Below are 26,082 nucleotides of genomic sequence, written 5' to 3'. Positions count from 1 at the left end.
TCACCTCATTTGATTAATTATACTTGCTAATCGTCCTGCTCCAAATCCATTGTCAATATTCACCACGGAAATTCCAGCAGCGCAACTATTTAACATGCTTAATAAAGCTGCTAAGCCGTTAAAACTAGCACCATAGCCTATGCTAGTAGGTAAAGCAATTACCGGTTTGGAAACCATACCGCCAACTACACTAGCTAACGCACCTTCCATACCTGCAGCTACAATAATCACATTAGCATTTTGAATAATATCCTGGTGGGCAAATAATCGGTGAATGCCAGCAACGCCAACATCATAAATTCTCTCAACTTTATTACCCATAATTTCTGCTGTCACAGCGGCTTCTTCGGCGACGGGTATGTCGCTTGTGCCTGCGGACAGAACTAAAACAAATCGTTTGCTATCAGGCTCTATCGTATCACGTTTAACATAAATTATTTTAGGTACTTCATAAAATTGTGCTTCTGGCAATACAGCCTTTACCACTGTATACATAGCTTCAGTTGCTCGAGTCGCTAATATACTCTGATTATGTGTCGACAAACTTTTCATAATTGTCGCTACTTGCTCTGCAGTTTTTCCTTGACAAAAAATTACTTCTGGAAAACCTTGTCTAATCATACGATGATGATCAATTTTTACAAATTCCAAGTCTTCATACGGTAAAATTTTAAGCTTATTTACTGCTTCGTCCAACGACAATCGACTTGCTTGTAAGTCTTCCAATACATTGCGTAGATTATTAATATCCATGCTTGTCTCCTTATTGCTAGTTTTAGTTCGAGTATTTATAAGATTTTCTTTTATTATATCACTTTTTTTACAGATTAATTTTCGCATTTACAAGTAGTATATAATACTAAAAACTTGGCCTTAGCCAAGTTTTTAGTTAACTTGCAGCAATAATAGCAATATCTGTTTCATATAATAAATTTACTATACCAATTGGAGTGGAAATAAGAGGTCGAGATAAATCAGAACTGTTAAGTTTAATTACTTTACCTTCGATGCCATTTGTAAGTTTTACATTACTATCAATTTGATATGGAATGGCAATACGATTAAAAGCCTTTATTACATTTTCATCAAAATGAATGCCATTACCTTTATTAATAATTTCCATTGCCTTGAAAGAACTCAGGCGTGAGCGGTATACACGATTTGTAGTTAACGCATCATAAACATCGGCAACTGCTACGATTCGTGCTAATGGATGTATCTGGTGCCCTGAAATACCCCAGGGATATCCGCTGCCATTGCAACGTTCATGATGCTGTAATGCCATAAACGTAACACGGTAATCGAGGTATGTGTCTATTTTTAGAATATTATAACCAAGAGTAGCGTGTTCTTTAATTTCATTAAATTCTTCAGGTGTCAATTGACCTTGCTTATCTAAAAGACACTTTGTAATTCTGGTTTTTCCAAAGTCATGCAGCAATCCGCCCATACCTAAAAGGCATAAATCATCATAAGCTAAATCCATTGCAATACCGATAATAATAGAAAATAAGCCGACGTTAACGCTATGCATAAATAAATAATCGCTTGTAGAATTAACTTCATCTAAATACATAAGAATATTTTTGTTTTTCACTAATGTAGATACAATACCATCTATATAATTCTGCAATTGTGTTAAATGTCGAACTAAACCATCAGTGCTGTTAAAAGCATCTTCAACATTTGAAATTAATTTTAATCTAGTATCCATATTTATTAAATCATGTGCTTTACTAATTTCATAATTAATAATTTTATTATCACGCACAGAAATAGAAAAGATTTCATGTTTTTTAAGTAAATTAATTAATTCTTGCTTTAATGGCACACCTGCTGTTACGAGTGTCCTACCATATCTATCGACTATATCTTGTGCTAAAATCATATTTTCCTTGACATCATTTAACAACATTTGCTGAATTTTTGTTACCTCCTATCTAGGGTATGTTCTTCTTATGTAGTAAACCCAGCTTGCTTTATGATAATTCTACACAAAATTAACATTTCCCTTCTAGATCTAAGAAAATATTGGATATAATATTATATAGTTCCCAATAAATGTGTGACATCTTGTAAAAAAGGACGCCATCATATAGCATAATCAAGACTATTTTTTATCTAGAAGAAAGACTTATACTATAATTAATCTTGTCTGCAAAAGTCTAAAAAATTACTGTTCTTGCCAAGTTCTTCAATTTTTCGCTTTGCATCTTTTATAGTATTACCAAGATTAACAACTTTTTTGATTTCTGAATCAGTTAAAATAAATTCACCATTTAACATTATTATATGCTCGTTCAAATCATTACCACACCAAAATTGAGTAATTTCGGTTTTCACTAAAACAGCTCCTTTACTAATTTCTTAGAGTTTTATTTCGGGATAAGGGTATAATTCCCTGCATATTATTGCTGCTAGAACGAATTAACTTCTACAATTTATATAAAATATCACAAGAATAAGTAGATTGTATAAATTAATCTATATATTACCAATAGACTTTTTTAGCTTCAGGAAGCTATACTCAAAATATCCATAAAATAATTTTAAATGAGGAGTTATTGTGAGGCGTTTTAATCGTACTTTTGACTGGAATGTCAAGTGGAGTAAAAAAAATTATCCAGATCGCACGAATGAATGGGATAAGCAACAGCAAGCCTTGAAAAATTTGAAAACAATCGATATTTTATTACCATCTCTTGATAAAGAAGGCAAGACATCTAAGCATTAGCTATATAGCCTTGCAATATGTGAATTACTTGCCTTTTTCCAATTAGCAAGACTATAAAATGAACTATTGCAAGCTACATATCTTTAAGGGTGTTAAGAGTATCTTTCAGCAGCATCATATACAAAATAAAGGTTACAATCATTACAAAAATCCCAATCGTAAATATAATTGATTAGTTCTTATTGTATACTAACTTCTTTTGGGTATTTCTCTTACTTCATAATAAATTGTAAGCGGTTTGGAGTTTGTTATATTATACGTAGTGACACTCACCTCTTTTGCTTAGCTATCATATAATATATTAATCGACGATAAGGGGGAATACTTATGGGTTTTGGTTTTGGAGGCGGTCGTAATGGTTTCGGTGGTTCCGGCTGCATTATTATCATAATTATTATCTTGTTATTTTTCTGCTTCGATAATAACGATTGCTCTTCTGGTTGTTAATGTTTGTTTAATCAGCCAAACCGTTTCTTTTTGCAAACCACGTTTTTAACAAGACGTGGTTTATTTTTTATATAAAAGTTCATTAGGATGCTCTGAAATATTCAGCTTCGACAAAACATAATCAGTTGATCATGGAAACTATTTTACAAGATAAAAATAAACTTGATATGCTTTTTTAAAATAACGCAATTCAATTGTTGCCTTTGTTCCACCTGCTATTTACAGTTTATTAGTATTCACTACTTTATCACATGTAGCGGATTAAGCTTTGTATATCATCCTATGATAAAGTTTGCATGAATTAACCTACGTGTCCCTTTAACAAGTCTTATTAGTTTAGGATTTCCATTAGAGGGATCTTTTACAGAAGATATTTTATAAGTCCGTTATTTAAGCGGATTTATGTCACAATCTAAATAATCTGCATATTATGTAACAAAAGAATTAATTATTAGGAGGAACCATAATGTCTGGATCTTGTGGTTGTGGAGATAAATGTGGATGTATGTTTAGTGAAGATGGAATCCTTTTAAGAGACTGTTTTCGCCTCCTTTGGGAACAACATGTTTATTGGACCAGAATGACTATTATAAGTATTGCTGCTAGCTTACCGGACTTAGAGCCTACCACCAATCGACTTTTACGTAATGCACCAGACTTTGCGCGAGTATTTAATCATTTCTATGGAAATAGAGTTGCTTTTAAATTTGAGCAACTATTGACAGATCATCTAGTTATTGCAGCCGAACTTGTAAATGCAGCAAAGGCTGGTAACAGCACAGCAGCAGCAGACGCAGAAAGAAGATGGTATGTAAATGCAGATGAAATTGTTCATTTTCTTAATTGCATAAATCCTTATTGGACTAAAAAACATATGAGAGAAATGTGGTATGATCATTTAGCGTTAACGAAGGCTGAAGCTGTCGCTAGGCTGAATAATGAGTTCAAAAAAGATATTGCAATTTTTGACAACATTGAAAAAGAAGCTTTAATGATGGCGGATGATTTCTCCAATGGTATTATTAGGAAATTCTGCCTTTAAGTATATTGTAGTAAATTAAATAATACATCGTGAGGAGGTATATGCATGCAAGATCATTTATGTTGCGTAGTTTTATTTGCAGCGAGTATAGTAGCCATTGGTACTGTAATTGCTTATTTCAATTCTAAGTTATCTTTTGTTCGTGGAAACACTAAAAAAAATATTTAATATCTGTTATTCGCGTTACCTGTATAAGTCAATTAATCACATAGTGAAAAGATAATTACACTATACAATATGAGTCTCTTACACGGTTTCAGTGAATTCTTTACTTTAATGGCTGTTTGTTAAAGCAGCTTTTCTTTTTTTAAAAATTTTTTTAAGCAATCTTAACTTTTCAGATTGGTTTGTAAAATATATAAATCCTTCTTTTCAGCTACTATGCTTCTATTTTTAGAATTGTTCTTTCGATCTGTAAATACCTTCTTTGGCGCATTTACAACCACAGTGCCAGCATTCGCAACAATTATCAAAACAGTGATGACAGCTAGGAAATTCACGATATTCTGAATCACATTCGAATGGCAGCTTGGCATCTACGACGACACTTTGAACACTTTTTATGATGATGACAGAAATTGCGTTCAGAATCAACGGTCATTTTTTATGAACCTTCCTTATCACATTAATTACATAATATGTTGCTTTGATAAAAAAGTCTCAGTAGAGTATAATAAAAAGAGCCTTATGGCTCTTAATTAAGGATCTATTTTGAGAAAAAGCTTTCAAGCTTTTTCTTTTGCTTATTTACTTAAAACTCATTTCAATCGTCATGTGAATTTTTGTACTTTACCTAGGCTTCACCCCTTTAACCAAAAATAAACTCTTTTTTATTGCATGACGGACTTAAATACAGACGTTATATGTAGGAAAAATATTGATAATCCAACCTGCTAACTGCCAATTTTGATCACCTCTTAGTCCTGCAAATACGCCAGAACAAGATGCTCGATCATAGCGATAAATCATTTACTATGATGATTTACATTCATGAATTACAATCAGCCGAGCAGCACTTGACTCATATAAACAGCTTAAAATCAGAAATAAAAAAGAGGATAGGCCAATTAAGGTCTATCCTTTTCGCATGCACATTATTAAATTTTATCCACTCAAAATTGTATTAGGAGACAACTCAGGGGATAAAATTACATAAATAAAGGATTCGCATTTCTGTGAATCCTCGAATTTATTGTGTTTTGCTGGTCGGAGCGGCGAGATTCGAACTCACGGCCTCTACCACCCCAAGGTAGCGCTCTACCAAACTGAGCCACGCCCCGACTGACAAAATCCATTATACCTTTTTTTAGGTAATGTGTCAATAAATTATTCGATAACTTTAGCGCCTTCAATATCAATACTAAGTGAAATGTATTCAGCTTTTACATCGCACTTAGAAAAAGCCTGAACCATAGCCTTGCCGATTCTATCGCAATTAGAATCTGTAAAGGCAATTAAACAAGGGCCAGCACCACTTAAAGCTGCTCCATACGCACCTTTAGCTACTGCGGCATCAAATACCTGTTGCATGCCAGGAACGAGCTCCTGTCTATAGGGTTGATGAACTTTATCTTCAAGTGCATATTGCAGATGATGAAATTCTCCTTTACATAATGCTCCGATTAATAGTGCCACCCTGCTAATATTAAAGACAGCATCCTTCATTGTTATTGTGTCTGGTAATACTTGACGTGCCGTATGTGTAGATAGATTAAACTCAGGGATCGCCACTACCATATTCAGCATTTTTTCAGGCATAAACCGTAAATGGACAGGTTGAGTATCTTGCATTACACTTATAGTAATTCCTCCAAAAATTGCAGGTGCTACATTATCTGGATGTCCTTCTATTATAGTAGCCATAGAGAAGATTTCTTCTTGAGTTAATGTATTCCCTGTTGCATGATTTGCTGCTATGAGTCCACCTACAATGGCAGCAGCGCTACTGCCTAAACCACGGGCTAGAGGAATTTTATTATATAACTTAAGGTATATTCCTTGGTAGTGTTTTCCTACTCTATCTAACACTGCTTGCACAGCCTGGTAAATAATATTATTACTGTCAGTTGGAATGCGTCCTTTGCCTTCGCCTTCTATCTCAATTCTTAAAGTTCCTTCGTCACTTAAGAATAATTCGAGCTCACTATAAATAGTACAAGCTATGCCCACTGCGTCAAAACCAGGGCCACAATTTGCTGTAGTTCCTGGCACACGAACTTTAACTGTAATCGACATATAGTATCTCCTATCTCATTATCATGGAGTATTATTCAAAGTCCTCTGCTTCTACTCGAATTACGCTACTTACTTTATTTACTACTGACATGCCGGAAATTGTATTAATAGCCAATCGTAGATTAGCATCAGATACTTGGTAAGTAATTAATACCAGCTCAGAAGAATTATTTACTTTTCGTTTTTGAATTACAGAGTGTAAACTAACTTGCTGTGCACCAAAAGCACCAGCAATTGCAGCCAATACACCAGGCTTATCTGCCACTAGTAATCGAATATAATAAGGTGATTCTGTATTTTGTACAGGGCAAAAGCTTTTTTGTGAAAAACAAGTGCAAAGAATACGGCTGTTTGCATTATGGGTGATATTACGAGCTACATCAATAATATCAGATACTACAGCACTAGCTGTAGGCATGCCGCCAGCACCGCGTCCATAAAACATAGTCTCTCCTACCGCATCACCTTTAATATAAATAGCATTAAAGACATCGTGAACTGAAGCTAACGGATGTTTTGCAGGGATGAAGGCTGGATGAACACGTACATCAATACCACGGTCATCATCTTTAGCAATTGCCAATAATTTAATTGCATATCCAAGTTCTTTTGCATAAGTAATATCTTCTGTGGAAATAGTAGTAATGCCTTCAACATAAACATCATCGATAGATACTCTGCTACCGAAAGCTATCGAAGCTAATATTGCAATTTTGCGAGCAGCATCAAATCCTCCAACGTCAGCAGTAGGATCTGCTTCAGCGTAACCTTTAGCCTGAGCTTCAGCTAAGACACTATTAAAATCCAGACCTTCATTTGCCATTTTAGAGAGCATGTAATTTGTTGTGCCATTAATGATTCCCATAACTTCGCTAATTTTGTTTGCTGCCAAGCATTGCTTTAAAGGGCGAATAATAGGAATTCCTCCAGCAACGCTGGCTTCAAATAAAAAGTCTACTTTACTTTTATCAGCAGCTTCAAATATTTCCTGACCATGTTTTGCTACAACATCCTTATTGGCAGTTACCACATGTTTACCTGCAACTAATGCTTGAACAATATAATCTTTAGTAGGATTCATGCCACCCATGACTTCTACTATAATATCAATATCTGGATCATTAATAATATCATCAATAGAAGTAGTAAATTCTACTTTTATATCTATATTTCTAGCTTTATCAAGTTGACGAACCAGTATTTTTTTTATATTTACAGGCATACCAATCTTTTGTGAAATGTCATTTGCTTTTTCGGTAAGTATTTTAACAACGCTAGTTCCGACAGTTCCCATGCCAAGTAAACCGATAGTAATCGTCTTTCTCATCAATGTTTCGCTCCTTTTTAAGCTTGACCTAACACTTCTAAGCGTTTAACACCTTCAACCATCCTTACTTTATCCAATAAAGCTTCTAAATCAATTACTAATTCAGCTGTCTCAATGGAAATGGTAGCATTAGCTACGCCTTGAAGTGGTATACCTTGGTTAATCGTTAACACACTACCACGTTCATTAGCAATTGTATTTAAGACTCTTGATAAAACGCCTTGTTTATGTTCAAGCAAAAGTGCTAAAGTTACTATTTTTTCTTTACTTGCTTCATAAAAAGGAAATACATAATCTTTATATTTATAGTAAGCGCTGCGACTTAACTCCATCTTTTCTACAGCCTCATTAATTGTACGTGCTTCACCACGTTTTAGCATATCTTTTACTTTAATTGTCTTCTTTATCGCTTCAGGTAATATTTCTTCACGAACTAGAAAAAATACGGATTTTTGTCCTATCACTACTATACCCCCTTAGTATTACTCATGTGGATAATAATCTATTCTCAGTAGACAGTATAGCACTACTACACTACAAAAAACAAGTATTATTAATAAAAAAAATGGTCAATCTGTACAGATTGACCATTTTTTTATTTTTTTGCTATGATTTTTGTCTATAAGTTTAATTTAAAAAATGATACATATTAATCCGCCACTTCCATCATTTACAACTTTTTGTAAGGTATCACGCAATTTTACCTGTGTATTCTCTGGCATACCAGCAAGTTTATTTTGAATACCTTCTCGTACTAATGCGTTTAGTGATTTACCAAATAAATTTGTCCGCCATATTTTTTCTGGCTCTCCTTCAAATTCTCTCATTAGATATTGAACGAGTTCTTCACTTTGTTTTTCACTGCCAATAATAGGCGATATTTCAGCTTGGACATCGGTTCTAATAATATGTAATGATGGTGCTGATGCTTTTAATCTTACACCAAAGCGATTTCCAGTTTTTATAATTTCCGGTTCTTCTAAAACCATTTCATCTAGCTGTGGTGATACAATGCCATAACCTGTTAAATTAACTTGCTCTAATGCATTTGAAATTTTGTCATACTCACGTTTCGCAACAGATAAATCTTGCATTAGACGCAATAAATGGTGTTCACCTGAAATCGTAAAGCCTGTAAGTTCTTCCAATACTTGGTAGAATAAATCGATCCTGGCTGTAATTTCAATCACTGCAATTCCATTACCAAGATCCATATCGTGCAAAATTACATCTGCAATAAAATCGTATCCTGATAAATCATCTATGGCTCGATCAATGTCTCTAAGTCTTCTTACATATTGGACTACTTCGCGAACTGCACCATCAAATTTTTCTCTAAGCCAATGATCAGTTTCCAATTCTTCAATCCATTTTGGCAAAGAAATATTTACTTCTTTTACTGGAAATTCATATAAAACTTCTTGTAAAATAGCATAGATATCATCCTGATTAAGTTGAATACAATCAACAGGTACAACAGGAACATCATATTCATTTTCCAGTTTTGCGACTAATTCACGAGTTTCTTTTGAAGTTGGGCGACATGTATTTAATATAACTAAAAATGGTTTTTCTAATGCTTTTAATTCATTAATAACTCGTTCTTCAGCAGGTACATATTTTTCTCTCGGTAAGTCTGTTACACTGCCGTCAGTAGTGATCACTAAACCAATTGTAGAATGTTCATCAATTACTTTTTTCGTACCAACTTCTGCAGCGTCTTGAAATGGAATTTCATGATCAAACCAAGGCGTAAGAACCATACGCGGTCCATCTTGCTCTTCATACCCTAATGCACCATCGACAGTGTAGCCCACGCAATCAACCATTCTTACTCTAACATTTATATTATCTTTAACATTAATTTCAACAGCTTCATTTGGGATAAATTTGGGCTCAGTTGTCATAATTGTTTTGCCAGCTGCACTTTGTGGCAGTTCATCCTTAGCTCTTTCTTTCTCATATGGATCAATCATGTTAGGTAAAACCATCGTTTCCATGAAACGTTTAATAAACGTTGATTTTCCTGTCCTGACTGGGCCTACAACACCAATGTAAATATCACCACCAGTGCGTTCGGCAATATCCCGAAATAAATCGAATTTTTCCATTTACCGTTTCCCTCCCTACAGCTATGCTTTATGGAAAATACTAGCGTATATTCTACACTTGTAACCATCCCTCCCTTAAAGAAAAAAATAAGAATCGAATAAAATAGTATTTTAAAATTAACTAAATAGTAGTCAATTAATCATTATAAATATATGACATGCCAGCAATATTATTACAAAGTAAGAAAAAAGACTGCGCTTAAACGCAGTCTTTTTTCTTACTTTATTTTTCTTTAGAATTAACACTCATATTGCCCACTTTTATTTTTAATTCAGTACCTTTCAATAGCCTTTCAATATTTGGCTTATGCCTACCCACAACGAACAAGGCGGCAAGAATACCAAAATATAAGAATTCAATTTTTTCACCCCAAAACCACATGAAAATTGGTACTAATACAGCAGATACAATGGATGCCAATGATACATAACGAGTAACATATACTATAATTGCCCATATTAAAAATACGATTGCAGTAATTTGAGGAACTAATACAAGTATGACACCTAAACCAGTAGCCACGCCACGTCCACCTGTAAATTTCAAAAACACTGACCAATTATGACCAATAATAGCGGCGATGCCACCTGTTAATAATGCAATTGGCGTGCCTATAAAAAAAATACTTATATATACAGCAATAACCCCTTTGGCTGCATCGGTAAGAAATACCCAAAAAGCGGGCCACAGACCTAACGTTCGAAATGCATTTGTAGCTCCAATATTTTTACTTCCGAATTGTCGTAAATCCACATTATATATGTTTTTCCCGATAAGCAACCCATTTGGAATCGAACCAATCAAATAACCAAGAATAGCGATAAGTAAATAATTCATTATATCATTATCTTCTCCCCATCATTTTATTCTTCCTCTTTACGTCCACGCACTACAAGTTTTAGTGGTGTACCTTCAAAGCCAAAGCTCTCACGAAGCCGATTTTCTAAGAAGCGCAAATAAGAAAAATGCATAATTTCGGGTTCATTAACAAAAAGAACAAATGTTGGAGGTTTTACATTAGGCTGAGTAGTAAAATAAATTTTTAAGCGTCTGCCAAATTGTGATGGCGGAGGATTAATAGATACCGCATCTTCAATTACTTGATTTAAAACACTGGTAGCAATGCGCATAGTATGCTGCTCAGCTACAAATTTTATCAATTCAGTAACACGAGAAACTCTTTGATTCGTAAGAGCTGAAATGAACAGTATTGGTGAATATTGCATAAAGGCTAATTCTGTGCGAATATCCTCCGTATATCTTAGAGATGTTTTGCCGTCTTTCTCAATTAGATCCCATTTATTCACAATAATAACAGAAGCCTTACCTGCTTCATGGGCATAGCCTGCAATTTTTTTATCCTGCTCTGTAACACCATCTACAGCATCTATTACAATTAATACTACATCAGAACGGTCCACTGCTCGCAACGCTCTCATAACGCTATATCTTTCAACAGGAAGCTCAACTTTAGCCTTACGTCGCATTCCAGCAGTATCAATTAAAACAAAAGATGTATCGTCTTTTGTAAAGTGAGTGTCAATTGCATCGCGAGTGGTACCTGCCACATCACTTACTATAACTCTTTCTTCACCAACTAATCGATTGACTAAAGAAGACTTTCCAACATTAGGACGACCAATAACTGCTACCTTAATTGTTTCATTATCCTCATCTACAATTTCTTCATTAGGTAAACGTTTAACAACCTCATCCAGTAGATCACCAATATTTAAAGCATTTGCTGCGGAAATAGCAATTGGATCACCAAGTCCCAAATTATAAAACTCATATATTTCATTTGCTTTTTGCATGTTATCAACTTTATTTACAGCTACAATCACTGGTTTACGAGTATTACGCAAAATAATAGCAACTTCCTCATCGGCTGAAGTTAGGCCAACCTTTCCATCTACGATAAATAAAATCGCATCTGCCTCGTCAATCGCCAATTTCGCTTGATACCTCATTGCAGTTAATATTTTGTCGCTAGATTCTATTTCAATGCCACCGGTATCAATCATCGTAAATTCACGATCAAGCCACTCTGCATCAAGATAAATCCGATCTCGAGTAACGCCTGGAATGTTTTCGACAATCGATACTTTTTTCTGTCCAATATAATTAAATAACGTAGATTTACCCACATTAGGGCGTCCAACAATAGCTAAAATTGGTTTACTCATTTTTATCTCCTATACGTATTCATATATTTTTTATAACTTAAAATTCAATACCTTGGCGTGATTCCATTCCAGTCGAAAAGTTATGGCGAATTTCCTTCATTTCCGTTACTAAATGAGCAATGTTAATAATTTCATGTGGTGCATACCTGCCTGTTAATATAATTTCTGGAATTTTTGTTAATGTCATACGATCTTCAGTTAAAAAACTTACTACAGAATGTACATCTACTATTTTACATGCCATAGCTACATTAATTTCATCAAGAATGACGATGTCATATTTACCAGAAACAATCATATGCTTTGCTTTATTCCATCCATCTTGGGCTAATTTCTTATCAATCGCTTCTGGGTTTTCCAAATTTACAAAATCATTTCGACCAACTTGAAATAACGTAAAACCAGGTAAATTACTACTAGACTTAAATTCACCATATTCTGTATTATCTTTCATGAATTGAATCATACAAACTTGAAAACCATGTCCACAGGCTCTGAATGCTAAACCTAAGCTAGCAGTAGTTTTCCCTTTCCCATCACCAGTATATACTTGTATTAGTCCTAAACTAGTCATGAAATTACCTCCAGGCTTGTAATAATTCCCTTAAATCTTTGGCACCATAAGCTGCACGTACAGGAACAGCAATTTGGTCTTCTAATTGCTCACAGGTCATATTATCTAAAAATATAGTCTCACCTTTTTTTAAAGCCGCTCCAGGTATGATGACACCTGTCCGCATTCCATCATTTTCTCTCAAAGTTCTAATTATATCTTGCCCTGTCAGCAATCCACTTACAGTTATATCAGTACCAAAGAACATGTTTTCAACAGACAAAACACGAATTGTTAAATTAGGGATAGCAATATCTTTTAATAATGGTCCTAAAATTTTTTGCGCAGATATACCGCATACCACATCTAGATAATGAGGTTCAGAATAACCTTTCACTATTATAGGTTCTTCTTGCCATTCAAATAGAAAATTTCGCACAAGACCAATTCCATTTTCAAGTTGAGGAAAGCCATCATACATGTCATAATCTGGAATAGGCTGATTCGCTGCAAGATAAAATTCATCTGATAAATATACAAAGGATACTCCATTCTCTTTTCTACATTTTTCTTGCCAGCTATTTATTTTTTCAACAACTGCAAGGGCTTTTTCTGGTGTAAAAGTATCTAATTCATAACAATTATCTCGAAAGCGACTCAATCCAACTGGGACGATTGCCATTGATAATACATTAGGGTGTAATTCATATAACTCACGAATTGTTCTTTCCAGCTCATCATCATCATTGATATTGGGGCATAATACGATCTGCGTGTGCATTTCAACGCCATTTTCAATTAACGTATGTAATTGATTCATAATTTTACCTGCAAACTTATTATTCAGCATTTTCTCACGTAGCATGCCATTTGTAGTATGGACTGATATATATAAAGGTGATAAATGAAGCTGGCTAATTCTTTTAATGTCACGGGGACCAAGATTGGTTAGTGTAACAAAATTGCCATATAAAAATGATAAACGATAATCATCATCTTTTACGTATAAACTTTCTCTCAGATTAGGTGCCATTTGATCTACAAAACAAAAAATACATTTATTGGCGCAGCGACGAACACCATCAAAGACCGCGCTTTCAAATTCAATACCTAAATCTTCATCATAATCTTTTTCTATTTCAAAAACTTCTTGTTCTCCATTTTTCTTTTCAATCAAAAGTTCTATACACTCATCAGCCAAAGCAAAGCTCAAATCAATAAGATCTCGAATATTTTCTCCATCAACTGCAAGGAGACGATCTCCCTGTTCCAAGCCTATTTCTTGTGCAATACTTTCTGGCATAACCTTTGAAATAATACCACTATATGCCATCAATGTCACCTCTCATGCTATATTCCCTTTTTTTTCTTTATTTCCTGCAAATAAAAGAAAGAGTGATGGAAGGGCATCACTCTAAATAAATCATTATTTAGATCTTTTCAATAGAGATTATACTTTTTTATATTATCTCTATTCCATTCTATATCATACTATAAATTGCAAAGAAATACTATTTATATTATAAAAAAAGTATTTCTTTCCTGATCTATTCTTTTTCTTTATCATGATTCGGCTTATTATTATGCTTTTTATCTTTTAACTTAGGCCCTAAAAAATTAGCAAATTCTGTTGAGGCAAACTGCTTCAGCTTTCCTTTGGCTTCTTTCATGCTACCAGTACTCAAAAACAAGAAAGCAACAACACCAACAACTAGAAAACCAACAATCCAACCGATTGATTTACTTGCGCCTGAAGGACCTGTTTGTTCTGTTCCTACTCCAGCTGCTCCTTCTGCATTAGTGGGAGATGCGGATGTTTTTCCTAGGATACTCGGTATTACATCTGCAAATAGAGCAACACCTCTTTCTGCCGATTCACGATCATTGGTTTCTGAACCGACTTCCAATAACATGGAACGAGGATGTAAATCTTGATTATAATCTCCACCTTTAGCGAAGAAAATGCCTTTAATTAAACCTGGATGCTGTGTATCTGAATTTGCTTTTATTTGTAAGGCATAATCTTCAATTTGCTTTCCGGTAGGTCCATATTTCCCAACGACTAGTTGCAGTTTAGTAATATCTTTTCCATCAATATTAGCTTTATAGACTTCTGGCGGAGCTGCATCGCGGTGAATATCAAAGATCGCATCTGGCTGTTTTTTTAAGAGTTCTGTAACTGTACGCCGTGAACGCTCATAAGCCATATTATCATGAGGATCATGCTTAGCTTGAGAATGAAAAACTTCCATTCCTTTACCTTGTAGAGCGCTCGTAAATGCATCTCCTACTTTATAAATGCCACCAGCTCCTAAGATACTATCTTTGCCGTCAGTAGGGATATAGGATTCATCAGAGTGAGTATGATAAACAGCAACTTTACCACTTGCCTCTGCCCACGCTATAGATGGTTGTAGTATACTAAAAAAAGTATTATTTGGTTTAGCGTATTGACTTAGATTTACATCACCTAAAAACTTACTTTGTACAATATCTCCTGAAACACTAATTACTTCATAACGTTTATTATTTTCAGTAAGAAATTGATCACCCACATCGACGCCCCAACCTGTTATATAAACAATATTGTTATTTTCATCGACTAAGGTATAGTATCCCCCATCTGATCGTTCATGAGTGTACCCCTGTATAGTTACGCTGAATACTAAAAGTAATGTTATAACTGCCCCCCACAGCTTATTCATGATCTTCACCTCTATCTTTTTCGTCCTTACCTTCAAGTTTTTCATTTTGTTTACGAAGTTTGCTTTTACGATTATTATGGGAAAGCTCCTTGCTAAATTCGTATAATCCTTCTGGCCGATATCTGCCAAGCATAGGACCACCTTGCATTTTTTCTCTCGTTTCTCCAACTAATTCTGCAACCATAACAGCTATAACTCCTGCAATCATAACTACGTCAAAAGCACCTGCACCGCCAATATCTGTTGTACCAGGTATGCCTATCCCTATAATCGTAACCATATGCACAATATCGCTTAAGACAATCCCCAACACTCCACCTACAAACGCACTTCGTCTAGAACGACCAGCTAAATAGGCAATGAGACCTGCTGATATGCCATATATAATTTTAGGATCTAAAAACATATTTTCTGGCTCATAAGGTAAATAGCGAGATCCTAAAGATACAGCTACAGCTACTAAAATAGCTGCCAATATAGCTCGTACTCTTTCTGCAGTTTCATCGGCTTTAAAAATAAGCCAAATAGCTAATAAAGCCGGTAATAGGGCTCCTCCAACGTTAATACTTACTTCAACGGGAGTGCTCATTAGTGGAATATCAATAAAGCTACCTACAATTACGGCACCGATAAAAAGTAAAGCTTGTTTATCGGTTAAGCGCATTCTGTCTAGGATTCTATGGGCTACACCAAAATAGACCAAAACACCAACAACCAATAGCATAATCATTCCTATTGGCATATTCATATTTATTCACCTCTACTGTATTTTATAGTTTATCTTGCCCCTTTAAGAGATAAAACATACAAAAAAAGCATGGCATCAGCCATGCTTTCGATTAACAGCATATTTACTTATATCAATTCCCCTAGTTACCAGCCAATCTTTGCTATAACCAGAAATAATCAGAGGAATGCATCCTAGCTCGTTTACATTAGCAGTACCTAGCAGTAGCATATAACGATGAATCTCATGCAAAAACTCTTGAAACCAATTAACAGCAGAATCTACATTTTTCTCGCATAACATTCTTACTATTGGTGTTGCCATACCTGTAGCAACACCGCCTAAAGCAAGAGATTTAACTACATCTAAAGAAGTACGTATTCCTCCAGAAACCATCATATCCATTGGTTTAGGCAATACAGACATCGTTTCAATAGCACTTATAACCGTAGGAATTCCCCAAGATAAAGTTTCTTGATTGACATCTAATTTACGACGAGCAGCTTCAATTGCTAGGAAGTTTGTTCCACCAGTACCACCAACGTCAATCGCCTTAATGCCTGTTTCTGATAATAATTTTGCCTGTTCTTTGGCAATACCGCAACCAACTTCTTTAACGATTACAGGAACCTTTACCTTATTTACAATATTGGTTATATTCGTTAAATATCCGGTGAAATCTCGATCTCCTTCAGCCATCATCATTTCTTGAGCAACATTTAAATGGATCTGAATACCTTGAGCATCAATCATATCTATTGCCATCTGTGCTTGCTGTGGAGTGACATAAGCACCTAAGTTTGCGAAAATTATTCCGTTGGGATTTTTTTTACGAACAATTTTGTAAGAATGCTGCACTTCAGAATGCTCTAAAGCTGCATACTGAGAACCAATTGCCATTGCTGTATTAGTTAAGCTGGCGAAATCAGCGATCCGCTCATTAATTTCTGTAACATCATTCGCTCCACCAGTGATTGCATTAATTATAAGAGGATGGGCAAGGGATATACCAGCCAGCGAAGATGAAACATCAATATCATTCCATGATAAATTAGGAAGGCAATTATGTATTAAAGAAAGGTCGGCAAATCCGCTAGCATTAGGTCCATCATGTAATGCTAATGAATATTTTAAATGATCTAATTTACGTGATTGGCGCACCCTGTCATCTCCCTACTCAAATTTCTTAAATAGGTGTCCGAGTTTATCACCAATTGTTGATCCGGTTCCTTCTTGCTTATCCAAATACGATTGATATTCTACCCGTTCAGCATCCTGCTGAGCTTTGTTAATACTAAGAGAAATACGTTTATTTTCTTTACTAATCTCCAGTATTTTTACAGTTACTTCCTGGCCAATTGCTACGACATCCTCGACCTTATTGACTCTCTCATCGGATAGTTCTGACATATGAACCAGACCTTCTATTCCTGGAACTAATTCTACAAATGCTCCAAATTTAGTAATCTTAGTAACTTTTCCTTTTACAATTGCACCTACTGAATATTGTTCGATTAAGTCCAGCCATGGATCACGCCCAACTTCTTTTAAGCTAAGGGAGATTTTTTTTGCCTCATTATCAATTTTTAAAATGAGTACCTTTACCTCATCTCCTAGAGCTACAATTTCTTGAGGGCTTTTTACACGGTGCCATGACAAATCTGAGATATGTACTAACCCATCAATACCACCGATATCAATAAAGGCACCAAAATCAACAATACGTCGTACCGTTCCTGATACAATTTGTCCCACGGCTAACTTTGAAAAGGTTTCTTCTTCAAGGATGCGGCGCTGTTCTTGCAATATAACCTTACGAGACAAAATTACTCGTTTTTTTATACGATCAACTTCAATCGGTTGAAAAGTTAATGTTTGACCTTTAAAAGGTGATAAATCTTCTACAAAGCGTAATTCTACTTGAGACGCAGGAACAAAGCCATGAATCCCCAGAACAGAAACCTTTAAACCACCATTTACAACTTCCAAAACCTTAGCTTCAACTTGCTTTTTATTATTTACGGCCTCTTCTAATATATCCCACGCTACTATTGCATCAGCTTTTACTTTAGATAATTTTATACCATCATTGCTTTCTAAATCTAATATAAGCACGTCAATGATTTGTCCCTCGCTTACTATATCTGCAGCATTCTCTGGTGCTGGATATGCTAATTCAGTTAAGGAAATACTTCCTTCTCCTTTATAGCCAATGTCAACAAAAATCTCATCTTTACGAATACCTACGATTTTCCCCTTGACAATACTGCCTTGCTCAAGTTTGATTACTTCATTGTTTAACAATTGATTGAATTCTTGCATTTTTTGATAAACCTCCTCTATTAACCAATCTGGAGTGGATGCACCTGCTGTAATTCCAACAGTTTCTACCCCAGAAAAATCTTCAACTCTCAACGCCGCAGCTGTTTCTATGTGATATACCCGGCTGCCAGCATCATGACATAATTGGGCTAGCCTTGAAGTATTTGCACTATTTTTACCACCAATTACCAACATTACATCTACTTTTGCTGCGATATCTAATGCTGCTTGCTGCCGAAGATCAGTTGCAGTGCAGATTGTGCGGCGAATTTGAATTTCGTTGCATTTCGTTTGCAATACACTAACTATAGTTTGAAAAATTTCTCCAGAAAAAGTAGTTTGTACCACTACACCTAATTTCGGTATAAGAGGTAACTGCATTGCTTCTTCGACTGTTTCGACTACGATACCCTGGTTGTTTGACCATTCCAAAATACTCTTTACTTCTGGATGGTGTTTCTCACCAATAATTACTACAGCAAAACCATCTTGTAGTAATTCATAAGCTGCTTGTTGTGCTTTTTTCACATGGGGACATGTAGCATCAACAACCGTTAACTTTTTAGTATGGGCTTTCGCATATATGTCAGGACCTACTCCATGAGAACGTATAATCACGGTACTTTCATCATCAACAGAAGATATGTCGTTTATTACTTCAATACCCTTATCTGAAAAGCGCTTAACTACTTGTGGATTATGAATAATGGGTCCTAAAGTATGTATATTGCCTTCCATACCTATACATTCTTGAGCCATTGCCACTGCGCGTTTAACACCATAACAAAAACCTTGGTGTTCAGCCGCAATTATCTTCATACGTTACCTCCTATAGATTGTAAATTACTTATAGTGATATTCCCTATAAATAATAATTATTCCTTTTATTTTGATGTGAAAATAAAAGGATATATTTAAAGTCAAGGTGATTGATCATCGGATAAAGAGAAGGTAAACTATCTTAAAAGTTTACCTTCTCCTCTAATAACAAAGAAATTTCTTGCATGATTTTAGTACTGAGGTTTTCCATCGTTTCTTTATCAGCTTTTTCCTGATTTACAATAATTGGATTGCCAAATTTAACAATGAAGCGAGGAAATAGCTGTCCCTCTTTCCATACTTTATTTGTACCAATAACCGCAGTGGGGATAATTGGCACACCAGCTTTCAAGGCGATCATTGCAAGGCCAGTTTCAGGTTTACCCAATTTACCAGTTAGACTACGTGTTCCTTCTGGGAAAAGACCAAGTAATTCACCATTTTCTAACAAATTAATAGCATGCCTAATAGCAGTACGATCAGCTGTAGCCCGTCGTACTGGAAAGGCGTTTAACTTCTTTAAAAACCATCCAATAAACGGTACTGCAAATAACTCTTCTTTAGCCATAAAATGAATGGATCTTGTAAAAGCAGTTCCTACAACGGGTGGATCAAAGAGACTCACATGATTAGAGGCTATAATAGCCCCTCCTGTCACTGGAATATTTTCAATTCCGATGATTCTGCAACGAAAAAAGATTTTAAAAAAATAATGCAAAAAAACTCTAATCACACTATACAAGGCCTTTTCTCTCCTCACAAAGTTTTGTGATTGCCGCCACTGCTTCTTGTATGGAAAGAGTGGTAGTATCAATTAACACAGCATCTGACGCTTGTATTAAAGGAGCAAATTCACGTTCAGAATCGTTTTTATCGCGAGCCATAATTTCTTGTTCAAGTTCTTCTAGATTTACTTTAAATCCCTTTTCCGTTAACTCTCGCCAGCGACGTTCTGCCCGCTCTTTAATTGATGCTGTTAGAAATATCTTTACATCTGCATTAGGCAATACATGAGTACCAATATCACGACCATCCATAACAACTCCGCCACAGCCTGTCATCTTGCGTTGTAATTTGAGCATAGCATCGCGCACCGATTTAATTTGAGCAATTTCTGAAACGACACGAGAAACTTCAGGTGTACGAATTTCAGCACTGACATCACATCCGTCAACGAATACTGTAGTTTTACCATCAACATAATTTAATTGAATATTAATATCCTGAGCGATGTTTCCGATGGCCAAAGGATCATTTAAAACGTCACTTTTTATTGTTTTCCAGGCAATTCCGCGATACATAGCTCCGGTATCAATATAATTATAATGAAGACGGTGAGCTAGAATTTGGGCTACAGTACTCTTTCCTGCTCCAGCAGGACCATCTATAGCAATAATTAACTTTTTCATAACTGCCCCCATACAAAATCTGAATATTATTTTCTAATACTATCTAAAGTTGCAAAAAAATTAGGATAAGAAATATTAGCACAATTATGCTTATGAATATTTACTCCCAAAGATGCAGCACCTGCTATAGCGAGTGCCATTGCTATTCGGTGATCATGATAAGAGTCACAATTAGCAAAATTCATCTTTTGAGGACCATCGATAATTAGACCATCACTTGTTTCCGTTATAATAGCTCCCATTTTTCCTAATTCGCTAGCGACTGCCTTTAATCGATCTGTTTCTTTAACTCTTAATTCCTCTGCACCACGAATAATCGTTTTTCCGTCTGCAAATAATGCTGCAACAGACAGGATTGGTATTTCATCAATTAATCTTGGAATAATCGCACCATCAATTGTGGTACCTTTTAGCTTCGCAGATTTTACAACAAGATCAGCTACAAGTTCTGCACCACTAAAGCGTTGATTTTCAATTGAAATATTTGCGCCCATTTCTTTAAGAACATCTAGGATTCCTGTACGTGTCGGGTTTATTCCGACATTTATAAGAGTCAAATGACTCTCAGGAATGATGGTTGCCCCTACTAACCAAAAGGCTGCTGAGCTTATATCTCCAGGTACGTTTATTTCACCTGGTGCATGTAATTGGGATGAAGGACTAATACTTACACTCGTTCCCTCTCTTGCGACCTTTACACCAAAGGTTTCCAACATCAGCTCAGTGTGATCTCGAGATACATAGGGTTCAGTAATGGTACTAGGGCCACTTGCAAATAAGGTTGCTAGCAAGATCGCCGATTTTACCTGTGCACTAGCCATTGGCATAGTATATTCTATACCATTAATTTTCTCCTTTTTACTTTTTTCAATTGAAATGGGGACGTATCTTGTATCTTGGCGTCCTTTGATTTCCCCCCCCATCATCGTCAGAGGAGTTACAATCCTAGCCATAGGCCGGCTGCGTAAAGACGCATCACCAGTCAATACACTAAAGAAAGGTTGTCCAATTAATATACCTGATAATAAGCGTAATGTAGTCCCAGAATTTCCAGCATCAAGAATATCCTCAGGCTCTTTCAAACCGTATAGTCCTTGACCTAGTACATGTAAGTTATTCTCTTCATCTTTTTCAATTTTGGCACCTAATTTTTGCATACAGCTAACGGTTGATAAACAATCTTCTGCATATAAAAAATTTTTTATAATTACAGGTGTAGATGCAAGAGATGCAAACATAACACTTCGATGAGAAATGGATTTATCTCCTGGGATGTTTATACTGCCGGATAAACCACCTTTAGGACTTATCGTAATATTTTCCAACATAAAATTCTCCTCCATACTTTAGGTAAAACTAATTAAATAGAGTTTTCAAGTAGTAATGAAAACGTATTTAATTATAATTCACCGAAAAAGGCTATTATCCTTTTAGTATTCATCCTTAAATTTTATTTTGCCAACAGTCAAAATGCCCTTACTTCCTTCTACTATTAAACCATCTACGGGAGAAAGTAAATCTTTTTCTGGAACTTTAATAATAAATTGGATTGGCTGTTCTAATTCACTAGCATCAATCTCAAGATAATCACCATCGTAGACGCTAATTTTACTATTTCCATTAATAAAATCACTAGCTCTTTTTCCATTTACAACAACGTAAACTTTTGCATTTGCAGATGGTTTTACCATATGGAGAAGAATTACTTTACTTTTTCGCAACATACTTTGATAATTTTTGATGGCAGTAGTTTCTTCTTTAATTTGTAAAGGCGTATCTGCATATAAGGGCATAGCGGTATTCAGTTGTTCACCTTCCATTTTGTCAACTTTTGATAAGTAAGAGCGTGTTTCGTCTCTAAGCAACAACAGTTGGGAGAAGATTAATGTCATCATACAAATGGCTATAATTCGTAATAAAATAGATTCGCTACGTACCATCCAATTGTCTTTTGATTTATCCACGAAGGATGCCACCTGCTTTTTTGTCATTTAGCCTATATTATGCGCTATTTTATACCATACATACCTCGCTAAGTTTCTACAGGTTTCCTCTTGTGGATTTAGACTATTACGCAATTATATCTCGGCTGCATTGTAACCTGCTACATAACCTGTGGAAAAGGCAGCTTGTAAATTAAAACCACCAGTATATCCATCAATATCGATTACTTCACCAGCAAAAAATAATCCAGTTACAATTTTTGATTCCATTGTCTTAGGATTGATCTCTTTTACATGAACTCCGCCTGCTGTCACAATTGCCTCGCTAACTGGTCGTGTTGCGGTTATAGTAAAAGTTAATTTAGTAATTTGTTCTTGCAAACGTGCACGCTCACTTTTAGTTATTTGATGTACAAATTTATCAGGATCAAGATGAGCCAAATCGATCACAACATTGATTAATTTGGATGGTAATAACTCTCCAAGAGAATTTTTTAATTGCTTACGAGCAAATTTTTCGAAATCTCGTTGGATGCGTTTATCAAGTATTTCTACTGACAAGGCAGGTTTTAAGTTTATTTCCACCAAGATCTCTTCATTAGGATGATGATTCAATAATTCAGCTACTTTTTTACTCAATGACAAAATAATGGGTCCTGATAAGCCATAATGAGTAAATAACATTTCGCCAAAATCATCAGCTACTTTTTTTCCTGCAAAAATGACGCTAGCTGAGACATTTTTTAAAGAAAGCCCTTGCAATTCACCTATCCAGTCCTCTCCAACCTCTAATGGTACTAATGAAGGTTTTAATGGGATAATAGTATGTCCAACTACCTCACTCATACGATACCCGTCGCCAGAAGAACCGGTTCCCGGGTAAGAAGAGCCACCTGTGGCCACAATTACAGATTCAGCATCATATTTTACATTATTATTAACAAGTACTCCTGTCACCCTGCCATTATGAGTAAGAATTCTTTTTACCTGTTGCCCTGTTATTACTTCAATATTTAGGTCTTTAAAAGCTCTTAAAAAGGCTCCGACTACATCTTTAGCTTGATCAGTTGCTGGAAAAACCCGCCCGCCTCTTTCTATTTTAGTCATAACACCATAATGCTGTAAAAAATTTATAATATCCTGGTTGTCAAACTTATGCAAAGCACTATAAATAAAAGCTCCATTTCCTGGAATGTTTTTAATAATGATCTCTTTTTCAGCAATATTAGTAATATTGCATCGACCTTTACCAGTGATCGATAATTTTCTACCTAAAGAAGCCATCTTTTCCAAAACAATGACTTTACCGCCATTTTGACTAGCACTAACTGCAGCCATCATACCAGCAGCGCCACCACCAACTACAATAATATTCTTCATTTTATCACCTTTTTAATTTTTTAGTTAAACAAAAAACCCTTATTATCTGCACAATAAGGGCTAGCACACTCACTTATTAAGGTTCTGTAACGCTTCTACTTCTTGAGGCAATAAATGACGATAGCCGCCGCGACGTAGCCCTTCTAGTGTTAAAAAAGCAAATTTAACCCGTTTCAGTTGTTTTACATCAGAGCCGATAGCTTCAAACATACGGCGAATTTGACGATTCTTTCCCTCATGAATGGTAATCTTTAAACTGGTTAGGTTTCTTTCTCGATCAAATTCCATTTCATCAATTATCGCAGGAGCTGTCATACCATCTTCTAATCGAATACCAACTCTTAGTAAATCAATTTTATCTTGTGAAGGTCTACCAGCAACTTTAGCAATATAAGTTTTATCAATTTTTTTGCTAGGATGAATTAAGGCATTGGTTAGTGCACCATCATTAGTTAGCAGCAGCAAGCCCTCCGTATTATAATCCAGTCTACCTACAGGGTAAATACGCTGTGAGATATCAGTAACCAATGATGCTACTGTTTTACGGTCTTGAGGATCTTTTAATGTGGTTAATATTCCTTTTGGCTTATATAGTAAAATATATACTAGTTTTTCTCCTGCAATAAGTTTACCATCCACAGCAACACGATCTTTACCAGGAATGACTTTTGTACCTAACTCGGTAACTACTTTGCCATTTACTGACACTCGACCTTGTTGTATAAATTTCTCCGATTCTCTTCTGGAAGCAATTCCAGCTTGGCTGATAATTTTCTGCAAACGTTCTAACATCTTAAACTCCTTTAATAATTAATCCTCAACAAATTTCGAAAAATCAATTTGTTGCTTACACAATCTAATTTCGGTATTTCCCTGCACCTTTTTCAAGCAGCTACCACAAATACCTTCACCACAGCACATTGTTGCATTATTTGTAGCTACCATGGGTATATTAACACCTGCTGATTGCATAGCTCTTATAATTGCATAATGCTGATTATCAGGACCAGCGCTTACAACTAAATCAGGTTTTTGATATAACCCTTCTTTCAACATAGGGATCCCAGTTTTACGTAAGGAAGGTACGTTATATACTGTTACACCTAATTCAGTTAGTTGTTCTTCTATAAAAATCTTTCCTACTTTTCCTGGAGCTAAAACTGCTGTAACTTGATTATTATTTTTTCTCAAATTAACTGCAAGAGGCATCGCAGGAGCTTGCCCAATACCACCAGCTACTAATATTATCTTACCATAAGTAAGATTGTCAATCCAGGGTTGACCTAAAACTCCATTCCAGTAAGGTCCACGCAATACTAGTTTATTATTATTTTCTGCAATAATCCTAATTGATTTCGGTCCAATTGTCTCAATGACTACTTCTAGCAGGTTTCCATGCACATTCATAATATTAACAGGAAAGAAAAAAAAGGCGGGATCATTGGGCCTTTTCAAGAATGCAAAAGAGCCGATTTTCATTAAAGATTCTGCAAATGTATTACTCACTTGCATTTCTAGCATATATGTATTATTGCTAATCTGTTCTTTTATGGTAAAGGTGACTTCTTCCTCTATCCTTGCTACTGTACTTTCTTCACATTGCTGTATTTTTTTATACTGCCAATGTTTTTCATATAATATACATACACCGGCCCATTTACAATTACAGGTCGATTCTCCTTTTAAATGACTGCAAAAAGTACATTGATTTGTTTCAGCCAATAAACAAGGACAATATTTTGAATTAATATCAATACACTGGGAGATATTTCTGTCCATATTTATACCTCCTCGTATAATAAGTTTTGTAAGCAACAATCCGCCGTTGTTTACAAAACTTATTTTATTTTTTCAACACGTAAAGGAACCCCTTGATGCTAAAATATTTGTAAGAGAATTTAGCAAAGGTAACGTCTTATCCTCCTTGCGAAACCTTTTGGTTATTGCTTATAAAGCTTGACGCCTGCCTTATTCATCAAATACCGCTAACACAGATGTTGCGTCTCTGGGCGAAAGGTATCCAGCAAAATGACTTTCACAGATGAATGCTTATTATGCGAGGCTGCGGTCAGTGAATAAGATCAGGGTATTCCTTTTCTATCTTTCTTATTCTCAGCCAGAAAGGTGGTGAGATTTCTATG

The 26,082-nt window shown here is 35.4% G+C and carries 26 protein-coding genes and 1 tRNA gene; 3 read left to right on the top strand and 24 right to left on the bottom strand.

Translation table 11 applies throughout. From position 1 onward, the window contains the following. The 3 genes from larB to BMZ99_RS01965 all read right to left on the bottom strand — a co-directional run bounded on the left by larB (position 1) and on the right by BMZ99_RS01965 (position 2,343). Positions 1 to 753 (bottom strand): nickel pincer cofactor biosynthesis protein LarB, encoded by a 753-nt coding sequence (gene larB / locus BMZ99_RS01975; RefSeq protein ID WP_090932426.1) that lies wholly within the window; start codon positions 751 to 753, stop codon positions 1 to 3. 136 nt (positions 754 to 889) lie between these two features. After that, positions 890 to 1,915, bottom strand: a complete 1,026-nt coding sequence (locus BMZ99_RS01970; protein WP_245754768.1) for an HD-GYP domain-containing protein — start codon at positions 1,913 to 1,915, stop codon at positions 890 to 892. 230 nt (positions 1,916 to 2,145) lie between these two features. Further along, positions 2,146 to 2,343 (bottom strand): hypothetical protein, encoded by a 198-nt coding sequence (locus BMZ99_RS01965; RefSeq protein ID WP_090932424.1) that lies wholly within the window; start codon positions 2,341 to 2,343, stop codon positions 2,146 to 2,148. Positions 2,344 to 2,566: 223 nt separating this feature from the next. Here BMZ99_RS01965 and BMZ99_RS26165 point away from each other — a divergent pair, with 223 nt between their 5' ends. The 3 genes from BMZ99_RS26165 (at position 2,567) to BMZ99_RS27290 (ending at position 4,391) form a co-directional block, all read left to right on the top strand. Then, positions 2,567 to 2,734 carry a hypothetical protein gene (locus BMZ99_RS26165; protein WP_175490452.1) on the top strand — a complete coding sequence of 56 codons (168 nt, stop codon included), beginning with the start codon at positions 2,567 to 2,569 and terminating at the stop codon, positions 2,732 to 2,734. 913 nt (positions 2,735 to 3,647) lie between these two features. Next, entirely contained in the window at positions 3,648 to 4,223 is a 576-nt protein-coding gene (locus BMZ99_RS01960; RefSeq protein ID WP_245754767.1) for a hypothetical protein, read from the top strand. Positions 4,224 to 4,268: 45 nt separating this feature from the next. Continuing rightward, complete coding sequence (locus BMZ99_RS27290; protein WP_281246730.1) at positions 4,269 to 4,391, top strand: hypothetical protein; 123 nt, start codon at positions 4,269 to 4,271, stop codon at positions 4,389 to 4,391. 161 nt (positions 4,392 to 4,552) lie between these two features. Here BMZ99_RS27290 and BMZ99_RS01955 read toward each other — a convergent pair whose 3' ends face one another. The 21 genes from BMZ99_RS01955 to BMZ99_RS01855 all read right to left on the bottom strand — a co-directional run bounded on the left by BMZ99_RS01955 (position 4,553) and on the right by BMZ99_RS01855 (position 25,720). Beyond that, positions 4,553 to 4,738, bottom strand: coding sequence for a hypothetical protein (locus BMZ99_RS01955; RefSeq protein ID WP_139214732.1), 186 nt, complete (start codon positions 4,736 to 4,738; stop codon positions 4,553 to 4,555). 688 nt (positions 4,739 to 5,426) lie between these two features. Continuing rightward, positions 5,427 to 5,503 (bottom strand) — tRNA-Pro (locus BMZ99_RS01950). Positions 5,504 to 5,549: 46 nt separating this feature from the next. Then, positions 5,550 to 6,458, bottom strand: coding sequence for a homoserine kinase (gene thrB, locus BMZ99_RS01945; RefSeq protein WP_090932420.1), 909 nt, complete (start codon positions 6,456 to 6,458; stop codon positions 5,550 to 5,552). A gap of 31 nt (positions 6,459 to 6,489) precedes the next feature. Then, a complete protein-coding gene (locus BMZ99_RS01940) occupies positions 6,490 to 7,785 on the bottom strand; it encodes a homoserine dehydrogenase (protein WP_090932418.1) in 1,296 nt (431 codons plus the stop codon). Between the two features lie 17 nt (positions 7,786 to 7,802). Then, positions 7,803 to 8,249 (bottom strand): ACT domain-containing protein, encoded by a 447-nt coding sequence (locus BMZ99_RS01935; RefSeq protein ID WP_007934159.1) that lies wholly within the window; start codon positions 8,247 to 8,249, stop codon positions 7,803 to 7,805. A gap of 168 nt (positions 8,250 to 8,417) precedes the next feature. Beyond that, on the bottom strand, positions 8,418 to 9,896 hold the full coding sequence (gene spoIVA / locus BMZ99_RS01930; RefSeq protein ID WP_090932417.1) for a stage IV sporulation protein A: 1,479 nt from the start codon (positions 9,894 to 9,896) through the stop codon (positions 8,418 to 8,420). A gap of 223 nt (positions 9,897 to 10,119) precedes the next feature. Beyond that, entirely contained in the window at positions 10,120 to 10,734 is a 615-nt protein-coding gene (gene plsY, locus BMZ99_RS01925; protein ID WP_090932415.1) for a glycerol-3-phosphate 1-O-acyltransferase PlsY, read from the bottom strand. A 26-nt stretch (positions 10,735 to 10,760) separates the two neighbouring features. Next, a complete protein-coding gene (gene der / locus BMZ99_RS01920) occupies positions 10,761 to 12,083 on the bottom strand; it encodes a ribosome biogenesis GTPase Der (protein ID WP_090932414.1) in 1,323 nt (440 codons plus the stop codon). Positions 12,084 to 12,120: 37 nt separating this feature from the next. Further along, entirely contained in the window at positions 12,121 to 12,657 is a 537-nt protein-coding gene (locus BMZ99_RS01915) for a cob(I)yrinic acid a,c-diamide adenosyltransferase (protein WP_090932412.1), read from the bottom strand. 4 nt (positions 12,658 to 12,661) lie between these two features. Next, positions 12,662 to 13,969, bottom strand: coding sequence for a DUF512 domain-containing protein (locus tag BMZ99_RS01910; RefSeq protein WP_090932410.1), 1,308 nt, complete (start codon positions 13,967 to 13,969; stop codon positions 12,662 to 12,664). A 214-nt stretch (positions 13,970 to 14,183) separates the two neighbouring features. Next, on the bottom strand, positions 14,184 to 15,386 hold the full coding sequence (gene spoIIP / locus BMZ99_RS01905) for a stage II sporulation protein P (RefSeq protein WP_245754766.1): 1,203 nt from the start codon (positions 15,384 to 15,386) through the stop codon (positions 14,184 to 14,186). Next, entirely contained in the window at positions 15,334 to 16,089 is a 756-nt protein-coding gene (locus BMZ99_RS01900) for a DUF1614 domain-containing protein (protein WP_090932406.1), read from the bottom strand. Before BMZ99_RS01900 ends, spoIIP begins: the two co-directional genes overlap by 53 nt. A gap of 75 nt (positions 16,090 to 16,164) precedes the next feature. Beyond that, positions 16,165 to 17,229 (bottom strand): type 2 isopentenyl-diphosphate Delta-isomerase, encoded by a 1,065-nt coding sequence (gene fni / locus BMZ99_RS01895; protein WP_090932404.1) that lies wholly within the window; start codon positions 17,227 to 17,229, stop codon positions 16,165 to 16,167. Between the two features lie 12 nt (positions 17,230 to 17,241). Then, positions 17,242 to 19,209: a bifunctional 4-hydroxy-3-methylbut-2-enyl diphosphate reductase/30S ribosomal protein S1 gene (locus tag BMZ99_RS01890; protein WP_090932402.1), complete on the bottom strand. Its 1,968-nt coding sequence runs from the start codon at positions 19,207 to 19,209 to the stop codon at positions 17,242 to 17,244. A 142-nt stretch (positions 19,210 to 19,351) separates the two neighbouring features. Further along, positions 19,352 to 19,942, bottom strand: a complete 591-nt coding sequence (locus BMZ99_RS01885) for a lysophospholipid acyltransferase family protein (RefSeq protein ID WP_245754778.1) — start codon at positions 19,940 to 19,942, stop codon at positions 19,352 to 19,354. Between the two features lies 1 nt (position 19,943). Continuing rightward, a complete protein-coding gene (cmk, locus tag BMZ99_RS01880) occupies positions 19,944 to 20,618 on the bottom strand; it encodes a (d)CMP kinase (RefSeq protein ID WP_090932398.1) in 675 nt (224 codons plus the stop codon). A 26-nt stretch (positions 20,619 to 20,644) separates the two neighbouring features. Continuing rightward, positions 20,645 to 21,946 (bottom strand): 3-phosphoshikimate 1-carboxyvinyltransferase, encoded by a 1,302-nt coding sequence (gene aroA / locus BMZ99_RS01875; RefSeq protein WP_090932396.1) that lies wholly within the window; start codon positions 21,944 to 21,946, stop codon positions 20,645 to 20,647. Positions 21,947 to 22,048: 102 nt separating this feature from the next. Beyond that, positions 22,049 to 22,582 (bottom strand): DUF5359 family protein, encoded by a 534-nt coding sequence (locus tag BMZ99_RS01870; RefSeq protein ID WP_090932394.1) that lies wholly within the window; start codon positions 22,580 to 22,582, stop codon positions 22,049 to 22,051. Positions 22,583 to 22,696: 114 nt separating this feature from the next. Beyond that, entirely contained in the window at positions 22,697 to 23,941 is a 1,245-nt protein-coding gene (locus BMZ99_RS01865) for a BaiN/RdsA family NAD(P)/FAD-dependent oxidoreductase (RefSeq protein ID WP_090932393.1), read from the bottom strand. A gap of 69 nt (positions 23,942 to 24,010) precedes the next feature. Continuing rightward, a complete protein-coding gene (locus BMZ99_RS01860; RefSeq protein WP_090932390.1) occupies positions 24,011 to 24,733 on the bottom strand; it encodes a pseudouridine synthase in 723 nt (240 codons plus the stop codon). 18 nt (positions 24,734 to 24,751) lie between these two features. After that, positions 24,752 to 25,720, bottom strand: a complete 969-nt coding sequence (locus tag BMZ99_RS01855) for a hypothetical protein (protein WP_090932388.1) — start codon at positions 25,718 to 25,720, stop codon at positions 24,752 to 24,754. Positions 25,721 to 26,082 lie beyond the last annotated feature (362 nt).

The organism is Pelosinus propionicus DSM 13327, assembly GCF_900114615.1.
Classification (GTDB): Bacteria; Bacillota; Negativicutes; order DSM-13327; family DSM-13327; genus Pelosinus; species Pelosinus propionicus.
Note: the sequence above shows the minus strand (reverse complement) of the source record. Positions and strands in the feature narration are given on the sequence as shown.

Bases quoted from the DNA above. Each gene is read 5' to 3' on its own strand.
- larB (WP_090932426.1), bottom strand. From the start codon at position 753: ATGGATATTAATAATCTACGCAATGTATTGGAAGACTTACAAGCAAGT.
- BMZ99_RS01970 (WP_245754768.1), bottom strand. From the start codon at position 1,915: ATGTTGTTAAATGATGTCAAGGAAAATATGATTTTAGCACAAGATATA.
- BMZ99_RS01960 (WP_245754767.1), top strand. From the start codon at position 3,648: ATGTCTGGATCTTGTGGTTGTGGAGATAAATGTGGATGTATGTTTAGT.
- BMZ99_RS27290 (WP_281246730.1), top strand. From the start codon at position 4,269: ATGCAAGATCATTTATGTTGCGTAGTTTTATTTGCAGCGAGTATAGTA.
- thrB (WP_090932420.1), bottom strand. From the start codon at position 6,458: ATGTCGATTACAGTTAAAGTTCGTGTGCCAGGAACTACAGCAAATTGT.
- BMZ99_RS01940 (WP_090932418.1), bottom strand. From the start codon at position 7,785: ATGAGAAAGACGATTACTATCGGTTTACTTGGCATGGGAACTGTCGGA.
- spoIVA (WP_090932417.1), bottom strand. From the start codon at position 9,896: ATGGAAAAATTCGATTTATTTCGGGATATTGCCGAACGCACTGGTGGT.
- plsY (WP_090932415.1), bottom strand. From the start codon at position 10,734: ATGAATTATTTACTTATCGCTATTCTTGGTTATTTGATTGGTTCGATT.
- der (WP_090932414.1), bottom strand. From the start codon at position 12,083: ATGAGTAAACCAATTTTAGCTATTGTTGGACGCCCTAATGTGGGTAAA.
- BMZ99_RS01915 (WP_090932412.1), bottom strand. From the start codon at position 12,657: ATGACTAGTTTAGGACTAATACAAGTATATACTGGTGATGGGAAAGGG.
- BMZ99_RS01910 (WP_090932410.1), bottom strand. From the start codon at position 13,969: ATGGCATATAGTGGTATTATTTCAAAGGTTATGCCAGAAAGTATTGCA.
- spoIIP (WP_245754766.1), bottom strand. From the start codon at position 15,386: ATGAAAAACTTGAAGGTAAGGACGAAAAAGATAGAGGTGAAGATCATG.
- BMZ99_RS01900 (WP_090932406.1), bottom strand. From the start codon at position 16,089: ATGAATATGCCAATAGGAATGATTATGCTATTGGTTGTTGGTGTTTTG.
- BMZ99_RS01890 (WP_090932402.1), bottom strand. From the start codon at position 19,209: ATGAAGATAATTGCGGCTGAACACCAAGGTTTTTGTTATGGTGTTAAA.
- cmk (WP_090932398.1), bottom strand. From the start codon at position 20,618: ATGAAAAAGTTAATTATTGCTATAGATGGTCCTGCTGGAGCAGGAAAG.
- aroA (WP_090932396.1), bottom strand. From the start codon at position 21,946: ATGTTGGAAAATATTACGATAAGTCCTAAAGGTGGTTTATCCGGCAGT.
- BMZ99_RS01865 (WP_090932393.1), bottom strand. From the start codon at position 23,941: ATGAAGAATATTATTGTAGTTGGTGGTGGCGCTGCTGGTATGATGGCT.
- BMZ99_RS01860 (WP_090932390.1), bottom strand. From the start codon at position 24,733: ATGTTAGAACGTTTGCAGAAAATTATCAGCCAAGCTGGAATTGCTTCC.
- BMZ99_RS01855 (WP_090932388.1), bottom strand. From the start codon at position 25,720: ATGGACAGAAATATCTCCCAGTGTATTGATATTAATTCAAAATATTGT.